At 39.4% G+C, this 17,875-nt stretch carries 15 protein-coding genes; 6 read left to right on the forward strand and 9 right to left on the reverse strand.

All coding sequences use genetic code 11. The annotated features are described in order from the left end of the window. Positions 1–21: 21 nt before the first annotated feature. The 7 genes from HYU69_11715 to HYU69_11745 all read right to left on the reverse strand — a co-directional run bounded on the left by HYU69_11715 (position 22) and on the right by HYU69_11745 (position 10,124). The gene (locus HYU69_11715; GenBank protein MBI2271002.1) at positions 22–2,760 is read right to left on the reverse strand and encodes an SBBP repeat-containing protein; all 2,739 of its coding nucleotides are present in this window, start codon (positions 2,758–2,760) and stop codon (positions 22–24) included. 72 nt (positions 2,761–2,832) lie between these two features. Further along, positions 2,833–3,540, reverse strand: a complete 708-nt coding sequence (locus HYU69_11720) for a T9SS type A sorting domain-containing protein (GenBank protein ID MBI2271003.1) — start codon at positions 3,538–3,540, stop codon at positions 2,833–2,835. A gap of 39 nt (positions 3,541–3,579) precedes the next feature. Further along, positions 3,580–5,169 (reverse strand): SUMF1/EgtB/PvdO family nonheme iron enzyme, encoded by a 1,590-nt coding sequence (locus tag HYU69_11725; protein MBI2271004.1) that lies wholly within the window; start codon positions 5,167–5,169, stop codon positions 3,580–3,582. A gap of 54 nt (positions 5,170–5,223) precedes the next feature. Beyond that, positions 5,224–7,293 (reverse strand): PKD domain-containing protein, encoded by a 2,070-nt coding sequence (locus HYU69_11730; protein ID MBI2271005.1) that lies wholly within the window; start codon positions 7,291–7,293, stop codon positions 5,224–5,226. Positions 7,294–7,409: 116 nt separating this feature from the next. Next, positions 7,410–7,613 (reverse strand): hypothetical protein, encoded by a 204-nt coding sequence (locus tag HYU69_11735; protein MBI2271006.1) that lies wholly within the window; start codon positions 7,611–7,613, stop codon positions 7,410–7,412. A gap of 40 nt (positions 7,614–7,653) precedes the next feature. Continuing rightward, positions 7,654–9,336, reverse strand: a complete 1,683-nt coding sequence (locus HYU69_11740; GenBank protein ID MBI2271007.1) for a ThiF family adenylyltransferase — start codon at positions 9,334–9,336, stop codon at positions 7,654–7,656. A gap of 173 nt (positions 9,337–9,509) precedes the next feature. After that, positions 9,510–10,124 (reverse strand): GNAT family N-acetyltransferase, encoded by a 615-nt coding sequence (locus HYU69_11745; GenBank protein MBI2271008.1) that lies wholly within the window; start codon positions 10,122–10,124, stop codon positions 9,510–9,512. A 198-nt stretch (positions 10,125–10,322) separates the two neighbouring features. Between HYU69_11745 and HYU69_11750 the strand changes: the two genes are divergently transcribed. Further along, the gene (locus tag HYU69_11750) at positions 10,323–11,816 is read left to right on the forward strand and encodes a hypothetical protein (GenBank protein MBI2271009.1); all 1,494 of its coding nucleotides are present in this window, start codon (positions 10,323–10,325) and stop codon (positions 11,814–11,816) included. Positions 11,817–11,895: 79 nt separating this feature from the next. On the opposite strand, the gene HYU69_11755 is transcribed toward HYU69_11750, so the two are convergent. Beyond that, positions 11,896–12,273 carry a PUR family DNA/RNA-binding protein gene (locus tag HYU69_11755; GenBank protein MBI2271010.1) on the reverse strand — a complete coding sequence of 126 codons (378 nt, stop codon included), beginning with the start codon at positions 12,271–12,273 and terminating at the stop codon, positions 11,896–11,898. A gap of 103 nt (positions 12,274–12,376) precedes the next feature. Next, positions 12,377–14,185, reverse strand: a complete 1,809-nt coding sequence (locus HYU69_11760; protein MBI2271011.1) for an ABC transporter ATP-binding protein — start codon at positions 14,183–14,185, stop codon at positions 12,377–12,379. Positions 14,186–14,358: 173 nt separating this feature from the next. Between HYU69_11760 and nusB the strand changes: the two genes are divergently transcribed. From nusB to HYU69_11785, 5 genes are all read left to right on the forward strand, one after another. Further along, on the forward strand, positions 14,359–15,303 hold the full coding sequence (gene nusB / locus HYU69_11765; GenBank protein ID MBI2271012.1) for a transcription antitermination factor NusB: 945 nt from the start codon (positions 14,359–14,361) through the stop codon (positions 15,301–15,303). Positions 15,304–15,436: 133 nt separating this feature from the next. Next, positions 15,437–15,808 (forward strand): DUF1573 domain-containing protein, encoded by a 372-nt coding sequence (locus HYU69_11770; protein ID MBI2271013.1) that lies wholly within the window; start codon positions 15,437–15,439, stop codon positions 15,806–15,808. Between the two features lie 37 nt (positions 15,809–15,845). Continuing rightward, entirely contained in the window at positions 15,846–16,172 is a 327-nt protein-coding gene (gene yajC / locus HYU69_11775; protein ID MBI2271014.1) for a preprotein translocase subunit YajC, read from the forward strand. Positions 16,173–16,270: 98 nt separating this feature from the next. Next, a complete protein-coding gene (locus HYU69_11780) occupies positions 16,271–17,260 on the forward strand; it encodes a hypothetical protein (GenBank protein ID MBI2271015.1) in 990 nt (329 codons plus the stop codon). Beyond that, positions 17,260–17,847, forward strand: coding sequence for a dephospho-CoA kinase (locus HYU69_11785; GenBank protein ID MBI2271016.1), 588 nt, complete (start codon positions 17,260–17,262; stop codon positions 17,845–17,847). Before HYU69_11780 ends, HYU69_11785 begins: the two co-directional genes overlap by 1 nt. Positions 17,848–17,875 lie beyond the last annotated feature (28 nt).

The raw sequence follows: 17,875 nt of genomic DNA on the forward strand, positions 1-17,875 counted from the left end.
TATTTTCGCTGGCGCAGTTCATCAAGGCGCCGAAAGATTAATATTTACACTGCATCCGTTTTTGTCAGTAACTTTTACATTGTACGCTCCCGGGCACAGCCCGTTCCTGTAACGTTTGTCATACCCGTCGGGCCAGGAATAACTGTATGGGCCTGTGCCGCCTGTTGCAGTTACCATTATCCATTCCTTGCAACCGCAGCCTGTGCAGTTGGCGGTCCCTTTGGTAAATTGTCCGGTTAAAGTGCAGGTATTGCATGATGCCCCCGTAATAACAAACGTTGCTGTTTGTGTTTGATTGCAATTACTTGTTGCGGTAACAGTGTAGGTACCAGGACAAAGACCCGTTATAGTATTGCTATTATTCGTTGTATTTAATGTTGAACTGCCATTGCTCCACATATAACTAAAGGGTGCGCAGCCTACTGTTATAGTTACAGAAGCACTCCCTGTGCAACCGCAACCTGAATTTACTGAGTTGGGAGTAATAGCAAGAGGTAATTTATTAAATTTGGCGATATACAAATCTTCCATCTGCTGATTTTGATTGTTATCATAATAAGCCCCACCTGCCGGATTGGTAAAGGGGAAAGTATTAGCAGTAGCTACTGATTCACCTGAAATGAAGAGCCTTCCACTATTATCCACTGCCAAGGGAGCGCGAAAATCTGATCCATTTCCGCCAAGATAGGTAGCCCAAAGCAATGCACCTGTGTTGGAAAAATTAGCAATAAAAATGTCGCTGGTACTTCCGTTATAAGTATTATCGTAATATCCCCCGTCGCAGGCTGGTTTGGTATTTATATTTGTAGATGTTGTTTCAAAACTCGCATATATGTTTCCGCAGGCGTCAATAGCCAAATTGTCAAATGTAATAGCGGGCAATATTCCTGGTGGTTCCTCTGCTCCACTACCTCCGTAATAAGTAGCCCATAGGCGATTGCCCACATTATCGAACTTTAGAATAAAAGCATCAGACGTTCCACTTAACGCTCCATCAAAATAAGCACCTGCTACCGAGCCTGGAGTAGGGAAATTTCCTGACTTAGTTAGTCCCAGTATAAATACATTTCCGTTATTGTCAACAGCAATAGAACGACCAGAATCATCCCCGCTGCCTCCATAATAGGTTGCCCAAAGAACGGTACCTGCCCCATCCAATTTTATAATTGCAGCATCTGAAAGTCCACCACCAAAGCTTGCCTGAAAATATCCCGGACAGGTGGAGCAAAGGTCTGGAAAAACCGGTGGAGAAAACATAAAAAAAATGCTTCCCGTTATAAATACATTTCCGGTTGCATCGGTTGCAATGGCTCTTGGGATTACATCACCAGTTTTGTGTGTCCAAAGTAAGACTCCTGTATTACTGAATTTTTCAACGCTGAGTAAGTTATTATAAAATACCGATACAAACACATTCCCTGCTCCATCAGTAGCAACAGAATAGCCCTGTTCATTACTTCCGCTAAGTGCTGTTCCGTAGTATGTTGCCCATAGTCTAGTGCCGGCATTATTAAATTTCAAAATAAATGCATCTTGGGTTCCGCCTAAAGTGGCATCAAAATAACCTGGGCAAATGTTGCATACCGGAAAGTTACCTGACTGAGTAAATCCTGTTATAAAAATATTTCCGATATTATCAGCAGCAATTGAATTGGCTGCATCGCTCCCATTCCCCCCATAATAGGTAGCCCAAAGGAGAACTCCTGTATTGCTAAATTTCAAAATAAAGGCATCGCTGGTTCCAAGCGCACCACCGCCAGATGTTCCTTGAAAAAAAGTTCCGGCATTGAGCAAAGGAATGCGAATAACTGCTGAAGCGGTGTATCCAACTATAAAAAGATTGCCTGCATTATCGGTAGTTATTGACATCGAACCTTCGTACCCAGCTTGACCAAAATCTCCATTGCCCCCATATAATGTAGCCCAAAATAATTGAGGATCTATAACTAATGTAGAGTTAGGATTGACAAATGAGGAATCTAAAAGAAATGAAATAGTGGTTTGGTAATAGTTGTTATCAATGTGTCGTTGATCCATAATCTCAAAGTGGCTTGCTACTTCCTCACGAGTTTCTTTGATGTAGCTGTATGGCGCATTTTCAGTAAGTGTTCCAAGTTTGTTTTTTATTATAATACTGCCATCATTGTTAAGTTTTAATGGTTTTAAAGAAGAATAGACCAAGGCAATTTGTTTTGAATCAGCTCCCGGATGAACAATAAAATCGTATTTAAAGCCTTTTGTATCTGAATTATAAAGAACCCAATCTATTCCCGGATAAATTTCTTTGATGGTTATTTTATCATACGTATGTACATCAGAAATCCCATCAGGGCAATGAGCATAAAAATATTGTGAAAAAGCAGTACTCGCCCCTTCTTTAATTATATTTTCCTTTTTAATGGATGCGCCTTTTAAAGCCATATCTATACGGTTCCATTCCGCTTTTGTGTTTTCTTTTTTTTGTTCATCTCCCTTCTCTTTTTCATGCTCTTCATGTTCTATTTTCATGAACAGGTATGTTAAGCCTTTTTCCGTCACATACATATTCATTCCGGGAACAGAAGCGGTAAATAATACATACGGAACAGGTTGTCCATTGATGTCAGCCATTTGCCCTTTATTTTCAAGAAACCTGACAGGTTGTTCACGCATCCATTGTTGAGCATTAGTTTTTAAATTGGGATCGGTTCTTTTGCTGCCATAGACAATAGCTGCTGTTATCAAAAAAATAGCTAAGATGCTGATGCGCGTCCGTTTCATCGACTTGTTTTTATTTAAATACTTGTTGTTTTAATACCCTTTATGTAAGCTTCTCTAAAACAAGGGTTACATTTATTCGAACATTACTTTTTTACTTAGCAATTTATTGTCGCCTGCTGCCCCTATCATATATACACCTTTTGGTAGTGTGGTACTGCTCCCTATAGCAACCTTTACACTTCCTTTGTTGTCAGTTAATACTATTTTCGAGTAATATTCCCTACCTAATACATCATACAAAACTACCAAGACGGAGGAGTCTGCTTGCAGCCCAGACAATGTAAGTGAAAAGTTCTCGCCGGCCAATATATTTATCGGATTTGGATAAACTGAAAAGTTGACGATACTATTATTTTCAAAATCTATTGGTATTACATGTGAATAGGAGTACTTTCCGTCAAAATCGGTTTGTTTAAGTCTGTAATAAGAGGTTTCGGGTAAAAGGTTCTCGTCTACTCCTGTATAATCTCTAATCGTGCTGCTATTTCCGGCCGCTTTTACATTTAGTACTTCCTTAAAATTAATTCCATCACTACATTTTTCGATAGTAAAATAATCGTTATTAATTTCTGTCGCGGTTGCCCATGTTAAATACACACTGCCTTGCTTACATATAGCTTCAAACCTAAGTAATTCTATGGGTAAAGGCACCTCATTACCAACAGAGCCAACACAACTGAACGAAAACCCACCATCGTTTCCTACATTGTATTGAGCATAAGCTACTGTTCGGACAACGAGTAACAAAAGAACTGAATATATTGATTTGAGTTTTTTCATCTGGCTTGTATTTTAAATGTCTCTTTTGAAAAACCCCGGCTAAGGCACCACACGAATACCACGACCACCGTGACGGACACTACGCACGCTGTAGGACTCAGCTGCGTTACGGCGGTCGGACACACGCAGGTTAAGTGCAGAGGTGTACCAAGCACCGCCACGAAAGCCAGTGCCTATGGCATCGGTTACTGGCCAGTTGTTCGCATCGGCATCGCCACCACTGGTTAGTACACCATTGCCATGAGTGCCTGTAAAGGCTCTGCCTGTGGCGTTACCCACTGATACAGAGCGATCCCAAAGGTTGCCAGTTAACTCCATGATACCGTAATAACTTGCCCCTACGCCTTCTCGTGTATTTACACCCTGCCCAAAATTGCCTACCCGCATGGGTCCTTGTATGCTGGCATGATTTCCATAAGCACCATTAGCACCTGCATTGCTGGCAGTTTCGTTGTTTGCTCCGCTATTGCTGATACCGGTTGCCTGTGTTATGCTGGTGGAGCCCCATGCATATTCATCGGCAAGAGCAGCCTGCGTGCCACGGCATGCTTTTTCGTATTCCAGCTCGGTCATGGGGCGTAGCGCTGCCCAATCAAGGTAAGCGGAAAGGTCTGCCCAATTTAATAAGTTGCAGGCAATATTTTGTCCGTCAACGCTTTCGTTAGCTGTTCCATCACCATCTAAATCGCAATAAAAAGTTATCGGGTCGGAGGTGTGTATGGTTGCATCACAACGTATTCCATTTCGATACAAAAGAGTTGAAGTATTCGACATGACATACCTGTTTGTAACAGAAGTAATTCCAGTAGCAAGATCCGTATTAGTCCTGGCATTCTGTTGATCCCTGGTTAACTTGTTTAAAAATGCTACATATTGATCCTGGGAAATTTCATACTTCATGCAATAAAATGCGTTATATCCTTTTGGGAAGGCTGCCGGAAGGCTTTGGCTTGTGACATCGTTAAAATCATCGGGTACCCCCATCGCGAAAGCATTATTATTCCCCAAAGTGCCGGCACCACCACCGCCAAGGGTTAAAGCGCCTTCGGAGGTTATTTGAAAGACTGTTCCTGCTGTAGCGTTTTCAAAGTGCCCTTCTCTATTACTACTTGTACCATCACCGGCATCAAAACTACCCTGGGGCACATATACCATTTCTATGGCAAATACGCATACTTCCACACTATCGCCATCAGCCAGCCCGTCTACACCATAGTTCCAACGCAGCTTAACTCCGGTATAATTTACGCTACCATTTACCATATCGGCATCGCGGTGTATAAACACACCATAAGCGCCACCGGCGCTGTTGTCGTTTCTGCTGGCTATATTGCTATTCGCGGGTTCGGTGTGTCCATCACCACTGCCAGTACCGTCCACCCAATTGAGTGTAGCGTGGTTCCATGTGGTTTGCGTTTTTAAACGGTATTTTATAAATACCCAGGCAGCATCCCAATTTGATGGTCCTGCACTGGTTCGCCAGGAGTTATTCCAACTAATGTCGCAATTTACGAGGGTGTAATCCGATGTGGCGTTTCGCCCGTTGAGAACTATATTGCTCACTGTAACTCCATTGCCAAATACGCACAATGGCATGAATGCCAACGATAGTAAAATGCTTCTTTTCATGGACAGGCATTGGACTACGCGCCTAAATATTTTCAACAGACTACTGATCATCAGTCAGGGAGATGTTACAGTTATGTTTATGTTACAATTATTTTTATCCTTAATGTTTATCGTGTATGCTCCCGGACACAGCTTATTTTTGTACCTGTTTGCGTATCCATCCGGCCATAGGTAAGTGTATGGGCTTGTGCCGCCTGTGGCATTTACCAGTATCCATTCCTTGCATCCGCATTCCGTACAATTGGCGGTGCCCTTGGTGAATAGGCCGACTAATGGAGAAGGGGAAGATATTGTTGCAGCAGATGTTGCTGTACAGCCATTCGCATCAGTTACTGTTACAATATAAGATCCCGCTATAAGGCCTGTTGCTGTTATGCCGGTTTGTCCTGTAGCAGGCCATAAATAGGTATAAGGACTTGTGCCTCCGTTGGCTGCAACTGTTGCCGATCCATTGCTGCCTGAATCACAACTTACATTCGTTTGCGTTGAAATACCTGCGGTAAGAGTACAGCCGCAATTGTTGATAGTAACAATTTGTGTTATAGAATCTTTACTTGCCGTACAATTAGTAACTACTACTTTTACAGAATATGATCCCGCGGAGCTGTATGTATGTGACGGGTTGATAAGGGTGGATATGTTATTGATACCTGAACCCGGATCTCCAAAATCCCATGAATAAGATTTTATTTCATTACAACCTGGAACGCTGGCATCCGTGAATGAAACATTTGCAGGTGCACAGCTATTGTTAGGGTTGAATGTATATGATGCTGTAGGTTTATCGGGAACATACCTCCACATATTATTAAGCCTTGCAGCGGGTGATCCTCCTGAAAAAAACCATAATTCATTTGTATTGGGTCTTCTAAAGGGAAGATTCCCTAGTCCGGCTTTGGGCATATTAGTTGGCGCTGAGACACCCTTTGCACCATAAACTCCGGCTTGATTTGGAAGTTTAGAACCACTTACCCAAGTCCAATTCCCTGTTGCATGGCTGTATCTCCATAAGTCATTTCGGAGATTGCTACCATCAGAGACTGATCCTCCCCATAACCAAAAATTTCCACAATCATCTTCCCACCGGCCACGATTTTCATATACTGCTGGAGGATTATTTGCAGGGGCATCTGCACAAAGCGTTCCATATGTTCCGTTTGGATTACCCGGACCATTTGTACCTTTCATCCAGGTCCATTCGTTTGTAAGCGGATCATATTTCCATAAATCATCCAATGTTGAAATATTGTTCTTTCCTCCAAACAACCAGAAATTACCAACCAGATCCTTCCAACTGGCATATACAAACCTGGATCCGGGAACATTGGCAGAAGCGGATATACCCATTGTGCCATAAACACCAGTCTGGTTGCTAAGATTACTTCCACTCATCCATGTCCATTGACTACTAACCGGGTCAAATTTCCATAAGTCGTTCAAAAGACCCGTTGCGCCACTTCCATCATAGCCCTGTCCTCCAAACATCCATATGTTTCCTTGGGCATCAGCCCACATTGCATCAGTTTCTGCTCTGCCACCTGGGTTGTTTGTTGGGGATGGAATTCCTTTCGTTCCATATATTCCAGATTGATTTGATAAGGTGCTACCTGCCATCCAGGTCCACTCGTTTGTTAAGGGATCATATTTCCATAAATCATTCGTGAATCCTCCGTTGTATATTCCTCCAAACAACCAAAATTTTCCTTGTAAATCAACACAGGTGGCTGAGGCAAATCCTCTTCGACTGGGAGTATTTGCAATATTCGGAATACCTAATACGCCGTAAACCCCAGCTGCAGGTACTCCTGGACCTCCTTTCATCCAGGTCCATTCATTTGTGACAGGATTAAATTTCCATAGATCAGTACTATATAGGGTGGCATTTGTAACAGATCCACCAAAATGCCAAAAATTACCCTGCAAGTCCACCCATTCTCCGCCCCCTTCATATCTTCCGGCTGGCTTATTTGCCGGGGAGGCTACACCTTGTATTCCGAAAACAGCTGTCGGGTTTATTATATTATCACCGGCCATCCATGTCCATTCATTATACTGTGCAATACAACTTGCAGATAGAAAACAGGAAACGAAGAGCAAGAGCAGTGGCAGGCAGAGAACTTGCATTTTATGTTCCTGGCTCTTTGTGTAAATTGTACATGCTCGTTTCAAATTGAAAGAAATAATTGTCAAGTTACAAGAAAATTTTCTATCAAAAATTTGGCAGACATAATTTCGTTTTTTCATTTGTATCCGATGCGTATGATAAAATCTTTTGTTTTTGTTTTCGCGGATTTTGATAATGATGGGAAGTCGAAATCCGTGTTATCGATGCCTACCCGTTTCTTGATCCATTTGCTGTTGCCTCCGATGTCGAGCTTTTCCAGGAAATCATTGCTGATAATATTTTCCGGGTAAAATGTTCCTATTCCGTGCAGGTATAACATAGGTTATTTTTTTAAATGGTTACTAAGTTATTGTTTGCATTTATAGCAACACTTTTCGTGCAGTAAATTCAAAACAATTCCCACTTATTTTTTCAAAGATTAATTTAAAACCTGCGTTACTGATTATTTCTTTTACCTCTGCAACCTGGTAAGGTCGATGAAGAATTCCTTTTTTCATTCCCCAGGAATTGATTCGATTGGAAATTTGATCCCATATGCTTTGGGCATGAGGGTATAGTAGGACATTTCCGGCCAAAGTTCCATTGGGCTTCAATACCCGGTGGAGCTCTTTCATGCCAGCCTCTATGGCTGGAAGGCAGTGAATGGCATTGGCGATATTCGCTGTATCAAAAGACTCACTGGAATAAGGCAATCTGGAAATGTCAGCCCGGAGCAATTCGACGGACTTTTCGTTCTGAAATCTTTTTCGAGCTCCGACCAGCATTCGATCAGCATAATCGAAACCGAAAATTTGCGAGGGCTTCATTTTTCTCCACCGTCGCCATTTCAATATCAGATCGAGTAAAGTTCCAGTTCCTATAGCCGCCTCTAAATGTTTGTCACCCATATTTTTAGAAAACAGACGAACCTGTGCAAGCAGAGTACTTCGATAAGAAAAGGTCAAAATCAAAAAACCGCGAAGATCGTACCACCAGGGTTCGGATGAATAAGCCTTATCGATTTTATTTATTTCAAAATCATTTTGAACGCAGGCAACTGGCTTGTTTATACTTAGTGTGTTCGAGTTAATCTGAGTGTTTTTTTCAACTGTTAGTTTAGCCATTTGTTTAATTTTTATTTTATATACTGCTACTTTTAGTTTTTGTATGGGATTTCTATTGCCCAATGGCATATATCCTGTAATGAATTTTTTTAACCATAAGTCGTATTGAAAATAATGAGGCGCTGATTTCACTTTATTTGGTTGAAGTAGTATTCGTATTACTTCAGTTGCGGCAGCAGCAGTAGATAAATGGCAGCTAAGGCCTAATGATGGCCCTTTTCGCGCATCCACGCTAAAACGACTCATATCCAAATAGCGTAAATGTGTTAGCCTGGGACTAAGGCCTATACCAAATTGCAAAACCATATCTTTTTCAGACATGGAGTCATGAATATTAAAGTATTTGTCGAAACTCATTGTGTCTGGAGCAAACACAAGCATAGCAGTACTGTATCCCATAGGACCAGCCGTGATCACATATATTTTCTTTTCTTTTGCTTTATTAAAAAGCATTCTCCTGATTTTCATTTCAAAGAAGTCCAGGCTGTCAACAACCACATCAACACCTTCTAAAAAAGCGTCAATGTTATCGGAGTTAATGCCATTTTCAAAGACTTGCAGGTTAAGATAGGGGTTTATATCCATAGCTTCCCGAGCCATGGCAAACACTTTGGATCGGTTCAGATTAGTTCTTTTAGCTCCATATTGCCTGTTGATGTTTCCAATTTCAAATTTATCGAAATCCGCAATGTGAAAATTGCTAATGCCTAAACGGACTAAATTAACAAGATGTAAACCGCCTACTCCACCCATTCCCGGTATGCCAACTTTGCTGCCCCTTAAAAATGCTTGTTCCGATAAGCTTAATAAACCAAGGTTTCTGGAGAAAGCTTCTTTATAGTAGAATTCTTCGCCTGAAATTTCTGTGTTGACACTTTCAATATCGAAGGTGTGAATTACTGCTTTTGGGCACTTTGGTTCTTTGGTTAATGTTTTCATAGTAATTAAGTTTAAAGTGTACTTTTAGAAAGCTTTGTTTCCTGAATAATAGCCCGGTAAACTTTTATAATCCTTTTGATTGGCGTAAGTATCAGAAATCAACATATAAATTGCGAACCTCTTGACAATACAGCATTTCTGTAAATATTTGCGAAAAACTACCAGGGCAATTGTTAACAATAGTATCCTTTTATAGCAAATCGTTGTGCCATTTTTTTAACCTCCAACATCATTGGGGCAACGTAAGTGCCAACATGCTCATTGTATTTTGTTTCACCTACTAAGATCGCCCCTAAACGTTCTAATGTTGGCTGCAATATATAATTGGCAGGAAATAACGCATAATCTACCCGATTAGCACTTCCTATTTTAATTGCTTCTTTTATTAAGGAATATAGAAGTTGTACACTACAATCTTGCTTTTTAATGGCTAACATACTCACACTCGCAAATTTGCCTTTTAGTTTGGAGCGCAATTTTTTATATTCTTCATGATAATGATCGCAGGGGAATTCCTGTTCCCGATTTTCAATTATGGTCACTCGTATTGTCCCTATGCAGTTTTCACTATTACATACCAGTAAGTTCAGAGTGCCATTTTGCGTATCGAACTTGTCGTTTAACTTTTCATCCGAAAAGGCAGCTTTGTTAAAATATTTATTGTCCTCTACATATACTTTATAACGTAATTTATATACCTCATTTAATTGCTCAACAGATATCGCTTCTTGCACTATATAAGTAAGTCTTTTCGGATTCCTTTCTATCGTTGTAGTTTCTGTTTGCATAGGGTTTTGTTTTTAGTTTGATTCAGTTTTTAGACTATGTTTAATTTATAATCTATGAAACGTTATGGCAAACCATTATTTCTACAATGAGATAATCATAAAGTGATATTTGAAAATAAAAATTGCTTAAATTGTTTAAATTCAAGTAATTTGAATAAATTTATGTAATTACTTGTCCCAAACTTAATTTCAAAATAATTGAAAATCGATCTCTTTAAATTAATAAAATCACTCAGCAAGGGCGAAAGAAAAACCTTTAATCTTTTTGCTAACTATTATTCTGATGGTAAAAAAAATTACCTGCGCCTGTTTGAAATAATAGATTCACAGAAAGAATATGACGAAGACTTTATTAAACAAAAGTTAAAAGATGAGAAAATTCTTACCTCACTTCCAAAAATCAAAAAGTATTTACTGGAACTTATTTTAAAATCTCTGCGGTTTTATTATTCGGGGAAAACCATTGAAGGAAAAATAAGAGAGCATCAGGCCAATGTTGAGATATGCAATACCAAAGGATTGATGAGAATGAGAGATAAAGTACTGGAAAGGGCAGAGCGTATTGCAAGAGTAAATGAAAAACACGAAATTTTACTGGAGTTGTTGAATAAAAAATTTAGCTACAAATCTGATCAACAACGTACAGATATACTTATTGAACAGGAACAAATAACTGCAAAAATAATAGCGGTCAGAAAATATAAGCATCTTTCAGAAAAAATTGACGAACTGAAAAAAAGGGGGCTAATAAGAGATGCAAGTATGAAGGAAGAATGGGATAAAATATTTCGAGATCCCATTTTGAGCCAAGCCCACGAACCATCAGGGTATGAAGAAAGTTTGTATTACCACAATATGTGGGGAATGTACTATGAACAAACGAATGATATTGCAAAAGAACTTTATCATTCGGAATCATTGGTAAAAAGGATGGAATCACGACCTGATTTGCTTATTCAGGATAAACAAAAATATATAATTATAGTCACTAATTTGGGAAGTGCTAGAGCCAAAAACAAAGAATTGCTGAAAGCAAATGAAACGTTGGAGAAGCTTATACAAATACAGGAGTGGGGACTAAGCGCAATAGAAACACACACACTTTCAAATTGTATTGCTATGACTTTTAGCACTTTGTTGGGAAGTTTTTCAAGAGCGAAGAGTTTTGATGCAGGATTACAGTTGGCAAAAAAGGCAGAAATTTTTGTAAAGATGAAAAATATTAATATGCTTTTCAGGTCAATCTTGTATATAAATTTAGCGAGCATTTATATTCATTCAGGCCATTATAATTCTGCTCGTATTTGGAATACCAATTTGTTAAATGAATTAAACCAGAATTTCAGGGAAGGTTTGTACGCCCATGCGAAAATAATTAGTCTTATCATTCATTTTGAATTGGAAAGCGATCAACTGTTGCCATATTTAATACGTTCCACCTATCGCTACCTGTATAAGAGAAAAATGCTGTACAAAACCGAAGAGGCAATACTGCGATTTATCAGAAATAAATTACCAAAAGCAAATTCGCGAAAAGAATTAATTGAATTTTTTAAAGACTTTAAAACAGAATTGGAGGAAATTACCAAAGATGAATATGAAGCAAAGGTTTTAGAATATTTCGATTACATACGCTGGCTTGAACGTAAAATTGGCAACAGACCGGTTGCCGGAATAGCAGGGTTGGTATAAATATGTATATATAAGTGTAATCACCAATAAAAAAGCCCTCCTGATACTATCAGCAGGGCTTTTAGGGTAAATATCAAAATTATTTATTCCCCAAGTCTTCAAAACGTACATCGGAAAAGCTTCCATTTCCATTTGATGTATGATTAGCAGTGACAGTTGTGTTTGAAGTGGTTGGCACAGCAGGAGAATTGGTTTTGATATAGGAAACAACTTCGTTCAGGCCCTCTACAAATTTTTCAAAATCTTCTTTATAAAGGAATAACTTGTGTTTCTCGAAGAAAAATTTTCCTTCTTCACCAAAACGTTTTTTGCTTTCAGTGATTGTAAGATAGTAATCATTTCCTTTTGTGCTTTTCACATCAAAGAAATACGTCCTTTTACCTGCACGAACTGCCTTCGAGAATATTTCTTCCCTCTCCGCAGTCGCTGTTCCATTTTTTTCAAATTCTGTCTCCATCGTCATAAAGTTTAAGTTTGTCGTTAATATTTTGGGTTTCGTAAAGGTATATAAATATTTTGATATTCAAAACAATATTGCAAACCGCTGATTATTAAATAGTTCAGATGGATGAATTCTCTTTTTCCAATAATTGCTTTTGGTGTAATTCGAAATAGATACCTTTTCTGCCCAGGAGTTCGTGGTGTGAGCCTTGTTCAACAATGCTTCCGTGATCGAGTACTATTATATGATCGGCATGTTTAACTGAAGATACACGATGACTGATAACGATGGTAGTTTTATTCCGCATCAGCCGGTTTAAATTGTTCAGTATTTCTTCTTCCGTTTCTGTATCAACCGCCGAAAGACAATCGTCGAAGATAAGTAGCCGCGGTTCCCTGATAATGGCACGCGCAATGGAAATACGCTGTTTTTGTCCTCCTGAAAGTGTAATGCCGCGTTCACCCACCACTGTGTCAAATTTTTCGGGGAAATTAATAATGCTGGCATAAATAGCGGCGTCTTTGGCGGCCTGTTCGATCATACTCCGGTCTGTTTTTAATTTTCCTGTATTATGCGCCGAAAAACCAATGTTGGCTGCTATGCTGTCGGAAAATAAAAATACTTCCTGCGGAACATAGCCAAGCTGATCGCGCAGATCATACAGGTTAATGGTTTTAATATTATTACCGTCAATCAGTATCTCCCCTGAATCAACATCATAAAGCCGGCATAATAAATTAGCGATTGTTGATTTGCCTGAACCGGTTCGGCCAATTATAGCAAGAGACTTGCCCTGCGGGATCGTAAATGAAACATCGTTTAAAGCTTTAACCCTCGCCTGCGGGTCGAACTGTCCTTCGGCAGGCAGGCCTGAGTCTTTGTAAGTGAAGCTTACATTTTTTAATTCAATACCTCCCTTTATCGTGAAGGGTTCATCCGTTGGTGACCTGATGCCGGGTTCTGTGTTCAAAAATTCATTGATACGCTGCTGTGATGCCGCCGCACGCTGTACCAGTGATGTCACCCAGCCCAATGAAGCCACCGGCCAGGTTAAGCGGTTCACATAAATAATAAACTCGGCAATATTACCGACGGTTATTTTCTCATCTATCGCTTCTTTGCCGCCTATGTAAATGGTGGCAATGGTGCTTAACCCGATCATCAAAATCATGAACGGCTGGAAGAGGGAATCGGTTTTGACCAGGTCCATGTTTTTATCCTTATACAGTTCGCTTTCACGTTCAAAATCTTTATTCCAGTTTGCCTCACGGCTGAATGATTTAATTATCCGTATGCCGGAAAAAGCTTCCTGGGCAATGGTGGAAAGCTTTGACAATTGTTCCTGCACCTTATTGCCTTTTTTGTTAAGCGTAGCGCTTACATAGTAAATGGAGAAGGCGAGAACAGGCAATGGAAGTAATACATACAGTGTGAGCCGGGAATCGATGTTTATCATAATGCCAATGGTAAAAACAAAGGTCATAATGGTATTAACAATGTACATAATAGAGGGGCCTATATACATGCGTACCCTGCCGACATCTTCGCTGATGCGGTTCATCAGGTCGCCGGTGCTGTTTCGTTTGTAAAAGCCTGTATCAAGTTTCTGATAATGTTCGTAAACATCATTTTTAAGGTCATATTCGATGAGCCTCGACATAACGATAATGGTTTGCCGCATGAGAAAGAGGAAGAAGCCTTGCAGCAAAGCCATTCCCAGGGTCATCAAAGCGAAAAAAAGTAATTTATTGCTGATGTCTGCCGGGGCATCAGCCAGGTTAATATCTTTTATATAGTCAATGCCTTTTCGTATAAATGTAATTGAGTAAACGGCAAAGTAGTTGGATATGCCGACAAAAGCGATACCCAGTGTCAATCGCCATTTATAGCGCAGAAAATATTTATTAAGTGTTAAAAGCGTTTTCAATTGAATTTCATTTTTCTAGTCACCAAAGCACCCAAACACCAACCTGTCCGCCTGAATAATTTTACCAAATATTTTTCGTGGGCTTTGGTGTTTTGGTGCTTTGGTGGCAAAAATTCACGTAACTTTGTGCCTGTTCATTATATATCAAAAATACTCATTTTGCAAGGTTATTTATGTTAAACAGGAGATATTTAAGAGTGAAGGTAATGCAGGCCTTGTATGCTTTTTTCCAAAGCGATAACAAAGACCGTGGCAAAGGTGAAAAGGAATTGCTTAACAGCATTGAGAAGATCTATGACCTTTATGTTTACCTGTTGTTACTCCTCATTGAAATACGCGACCAGGCCGAGCGTATAACCGCGGATGCCAGAAATAAAAGACTTCCTACAGAATCGGACCTGAATCCAAGTACGTTGTTCATTGATAATGCTGTTGTTAAACAGTTATCAGAAAACAGCAGGTTGAAGAAGGAAGTAACTAACCGGAAAATAACCTGGCAAACGGACGATGAATTGGTGCGCAAAATTTTAACCACAATTAAAAACAGCCAGGAGTATCAGCAATACATGAATGGAGGAGAGCACTCCTACGAAACAGATAAACAATTTATCCTGGCTATCTATAAAAATTGTATCACCGATTTTGAATTGCTCGAGCATTATTTTGAAGAGAAAAGTATATACTGGGTTGATGACTTGCGCCTGGCACATAATGGGGTGCTTAAAACTATTGAAGGGTTAAGTTCTTCTGCGAATGATTTTGCTCTAATGCCTTTATATAAGGACGAAGCAGAGGATAAGCAGTTTGTCATTGACTTATTCAGGAAGACTATCCTTCATGAAAAAGATTCCGAGCAGGTGATATCTGAAAAAACAAAGAACTGGGAAGTTGAGCGTATAGCAATGATGGACATATTGCTGATGAAAATGGCCATCACCGAGATATTACATTTTGAAAGTATTCCCGTTAAGGTGAGTCTTAACGAGTATATTGAAATATCAAAATTGTACAGTTCACCCAAGAGTAAAATGTTCATTAATGGTATACTTGATAAGCTGGTGCAGGATTTCAAAAGGGACAGTAAGCTGGTGAAAACCGGCAGGGGGTTGATGGAGTAGGAACTTATTAAAGTTTCTTCTGTGGATTAAGAGAACATTGTTCAATTTATTATTTTTGAGTAAAATTTGATTCAAATGAGTAGAGATAGAATTTCATTGTTTTTTTTAATCCAAAACTGTTACGACCGATGCTGTGAACATTACCGCGACCGCTTCTGAGAATAAAACCGATCCCGGCTCTCAGCCGCAGTTTAGTTTCGCGGTAGAGTCGCATGATTTTGGAAAAATAACACAGGGAGAGAAAGTTTCCTATTCATTTAAATTCAGAAATACAGGTGGAAGTGATCTTGTCATTGCCGAAGCACATGCGAGTTGCGGCTGTACTGTGCCGCAGTATTCAAGGGCTCCCATTCCTCCCGGAAGTGAAGGTATTATTGATGTTACATTTGACAGTGATGGCAAATCGGGTAAGGTAGAAAAAACAGTGACTATTACAGCGAACACATCACCTAATACCAAAGTTTTAAAAATAATAGCGCAAATTGAAGTGCCTGAAGAGAAGTAATTTTCAATTTTAATTTAACTAATAATAAATCTGTTCTATGAATCTGTTACACATTTTACTCATGGGTCCTCCTGCAAAAGGTGGGGGCTTTGACATTATGGGAATGTTACCCCTGTTATTGATCATTGTTGTATTTTACTTTTTTATGATCCGTCCGCAGCTAAAAAAGGCGAAGGATCAGAAAAAATACCGTGAAGAACTTAAGAAGGGTGATAAGGTTATTACCATTGGCGGGATACATGGCAAAATTGTTGAGATGAATGATAAAACATTCGTTATCGAAGTGGAGGGTGGTGTGCGTTTGAAGATCGAGAAATCTGCTGTATCAATGGAGTTTTCGGCTAACTTGAACCAGGGTACTTAATAGTTGTTGGTTGATTGTTGTCAGTTGTTAGTTTTTCTATCTATAAATTAGTTCATAATAACCGACAACCAACAACCGGCAACCGGCAACTAACATCTTTGAAAACCAATCTTTTAAAATTATTCCGGCGCAGCACTGACGGTGGTAACGTGAGGCTGAATAGAAAGCTGATCACTTTTCTGATCTGTATATTTTTGTCGCTCTTTTTCTGGTTCATTACTACGTTTAGTAAGGATTATAATTCAATCATCACCTTTCCGGTGACCTATCTTAATATTCCTAAATCAAAGGTCATTGTTAATCATTTGCCGGAGAACATTGATATAGAGATCAACGCCAGCGGCTTTACCATTCTTTATTATAAACTTCGTAACGCGACACAGTCAATAAGGATCGATCTCAAAGAACTTCGCCCTTTAAAAGATGCCCCGGGCTATTATTTTGCAGTGAATAACAGGTTGGAAAAAATAGGCAGGCAATTTGGCAGCAAGATCAAGGTGCTTAAAATTGTTCCTGATACTTTATTTGTTAATTACAGCAAACGTCTTAGTAAAACGGTTCCGGTAAAATTAAATGCGAACATAACTTATAATAAAGAATATCAGCTGAAGGACAGCATTCGTCTTATACCGGATAAAGTAACGATCTCGGGTCCTGAAGAGCGCGTGCTTAAACTAAAATATGCAGAGACCGAGCTGGTGAAACTGGAGGACGTGGATAGTGAAATAAAAAAGGATATTAAATTGATCCTGGCAAATGATACGTCTTTGGTGCAGGTTTCAAATTCGACTGTTGAGCTGATCGTACCCGTTACAAAATTCACGGAAGCGACCCTGGAAATACCGGTTCAGGTCGATAATTTACCTAAGGGTTATTCGTTGAAGGTATTTCCTGACAAGATTTCTGTAAAGTTTATTGTTCCATTTGATGAGTTTGAGAAAATGGACGCTTCCGCATTTCGTGCCCGTGTTGATTACTCGAAGAAAACAGGCAGCAAAAAATTAAAGGTTGAAATTGTTAAAAAACCATCAAATATTAAATCCCTCAAAGTAAATCCTGAGAAAGTTGAATTTTTAGTTCGTAAATAATGTTAAGAATTGGAGTCACCGGAGGTATTGGAAGCGGTAAAACCCTTGTCTGCAAAATATTTGAAAAATTGGGTGTTCCTGTTTATTATGCGGATGTGGCAGCCACTGAGGTATTTTACCGGAAAGATATTCAACAACGGATCATACAGGTTTTTGGTGAGGAGCTAATTGATGATAAAGGATTCGTCGATCGTAAAAAATTATCGGATCTTGTATTCAATGATAAGCCTTTATTGGAAAAGCTCAATGCTATTATTCATCCTGCCGTGGCACTTGATGTGGAAAATTGGAGCAGGAGAAATGCCCAGGCGAAATACGCGTTGAAAGAAGCTGCTATACTTTTTGAGAGCGGTACAAATAAGCAACTGGATAAGGTTATCACTGTTACAGCTCCCGTTGATCTTAAGATCGTTCGCGTTATGAAACGTGAAGGCTGGAGCAGGGAAGAAGTTGAAAAGCGTATGCTGAACCAATGGAGTGATGAAGAAAAAATAAAACGTTCTGATTTTGTGATCTATAATGATGAGCAGCAGCTTGTCATTCCGCAGGTGCTTGCTATTCATGAGCAATTGTTAAAGTTAATTTAAACAGAGGGATGTCATCGCTTTAAGCGAT

Source organism: Bacteroidota bacterium (assembly GCA_016183775.1).
In the GTDB taxonomy this organism is placed as follows: Bacteria; Bacteroidota; Bacteroidia; order JABDFU01; family JABDFU01; genus JABDFU01.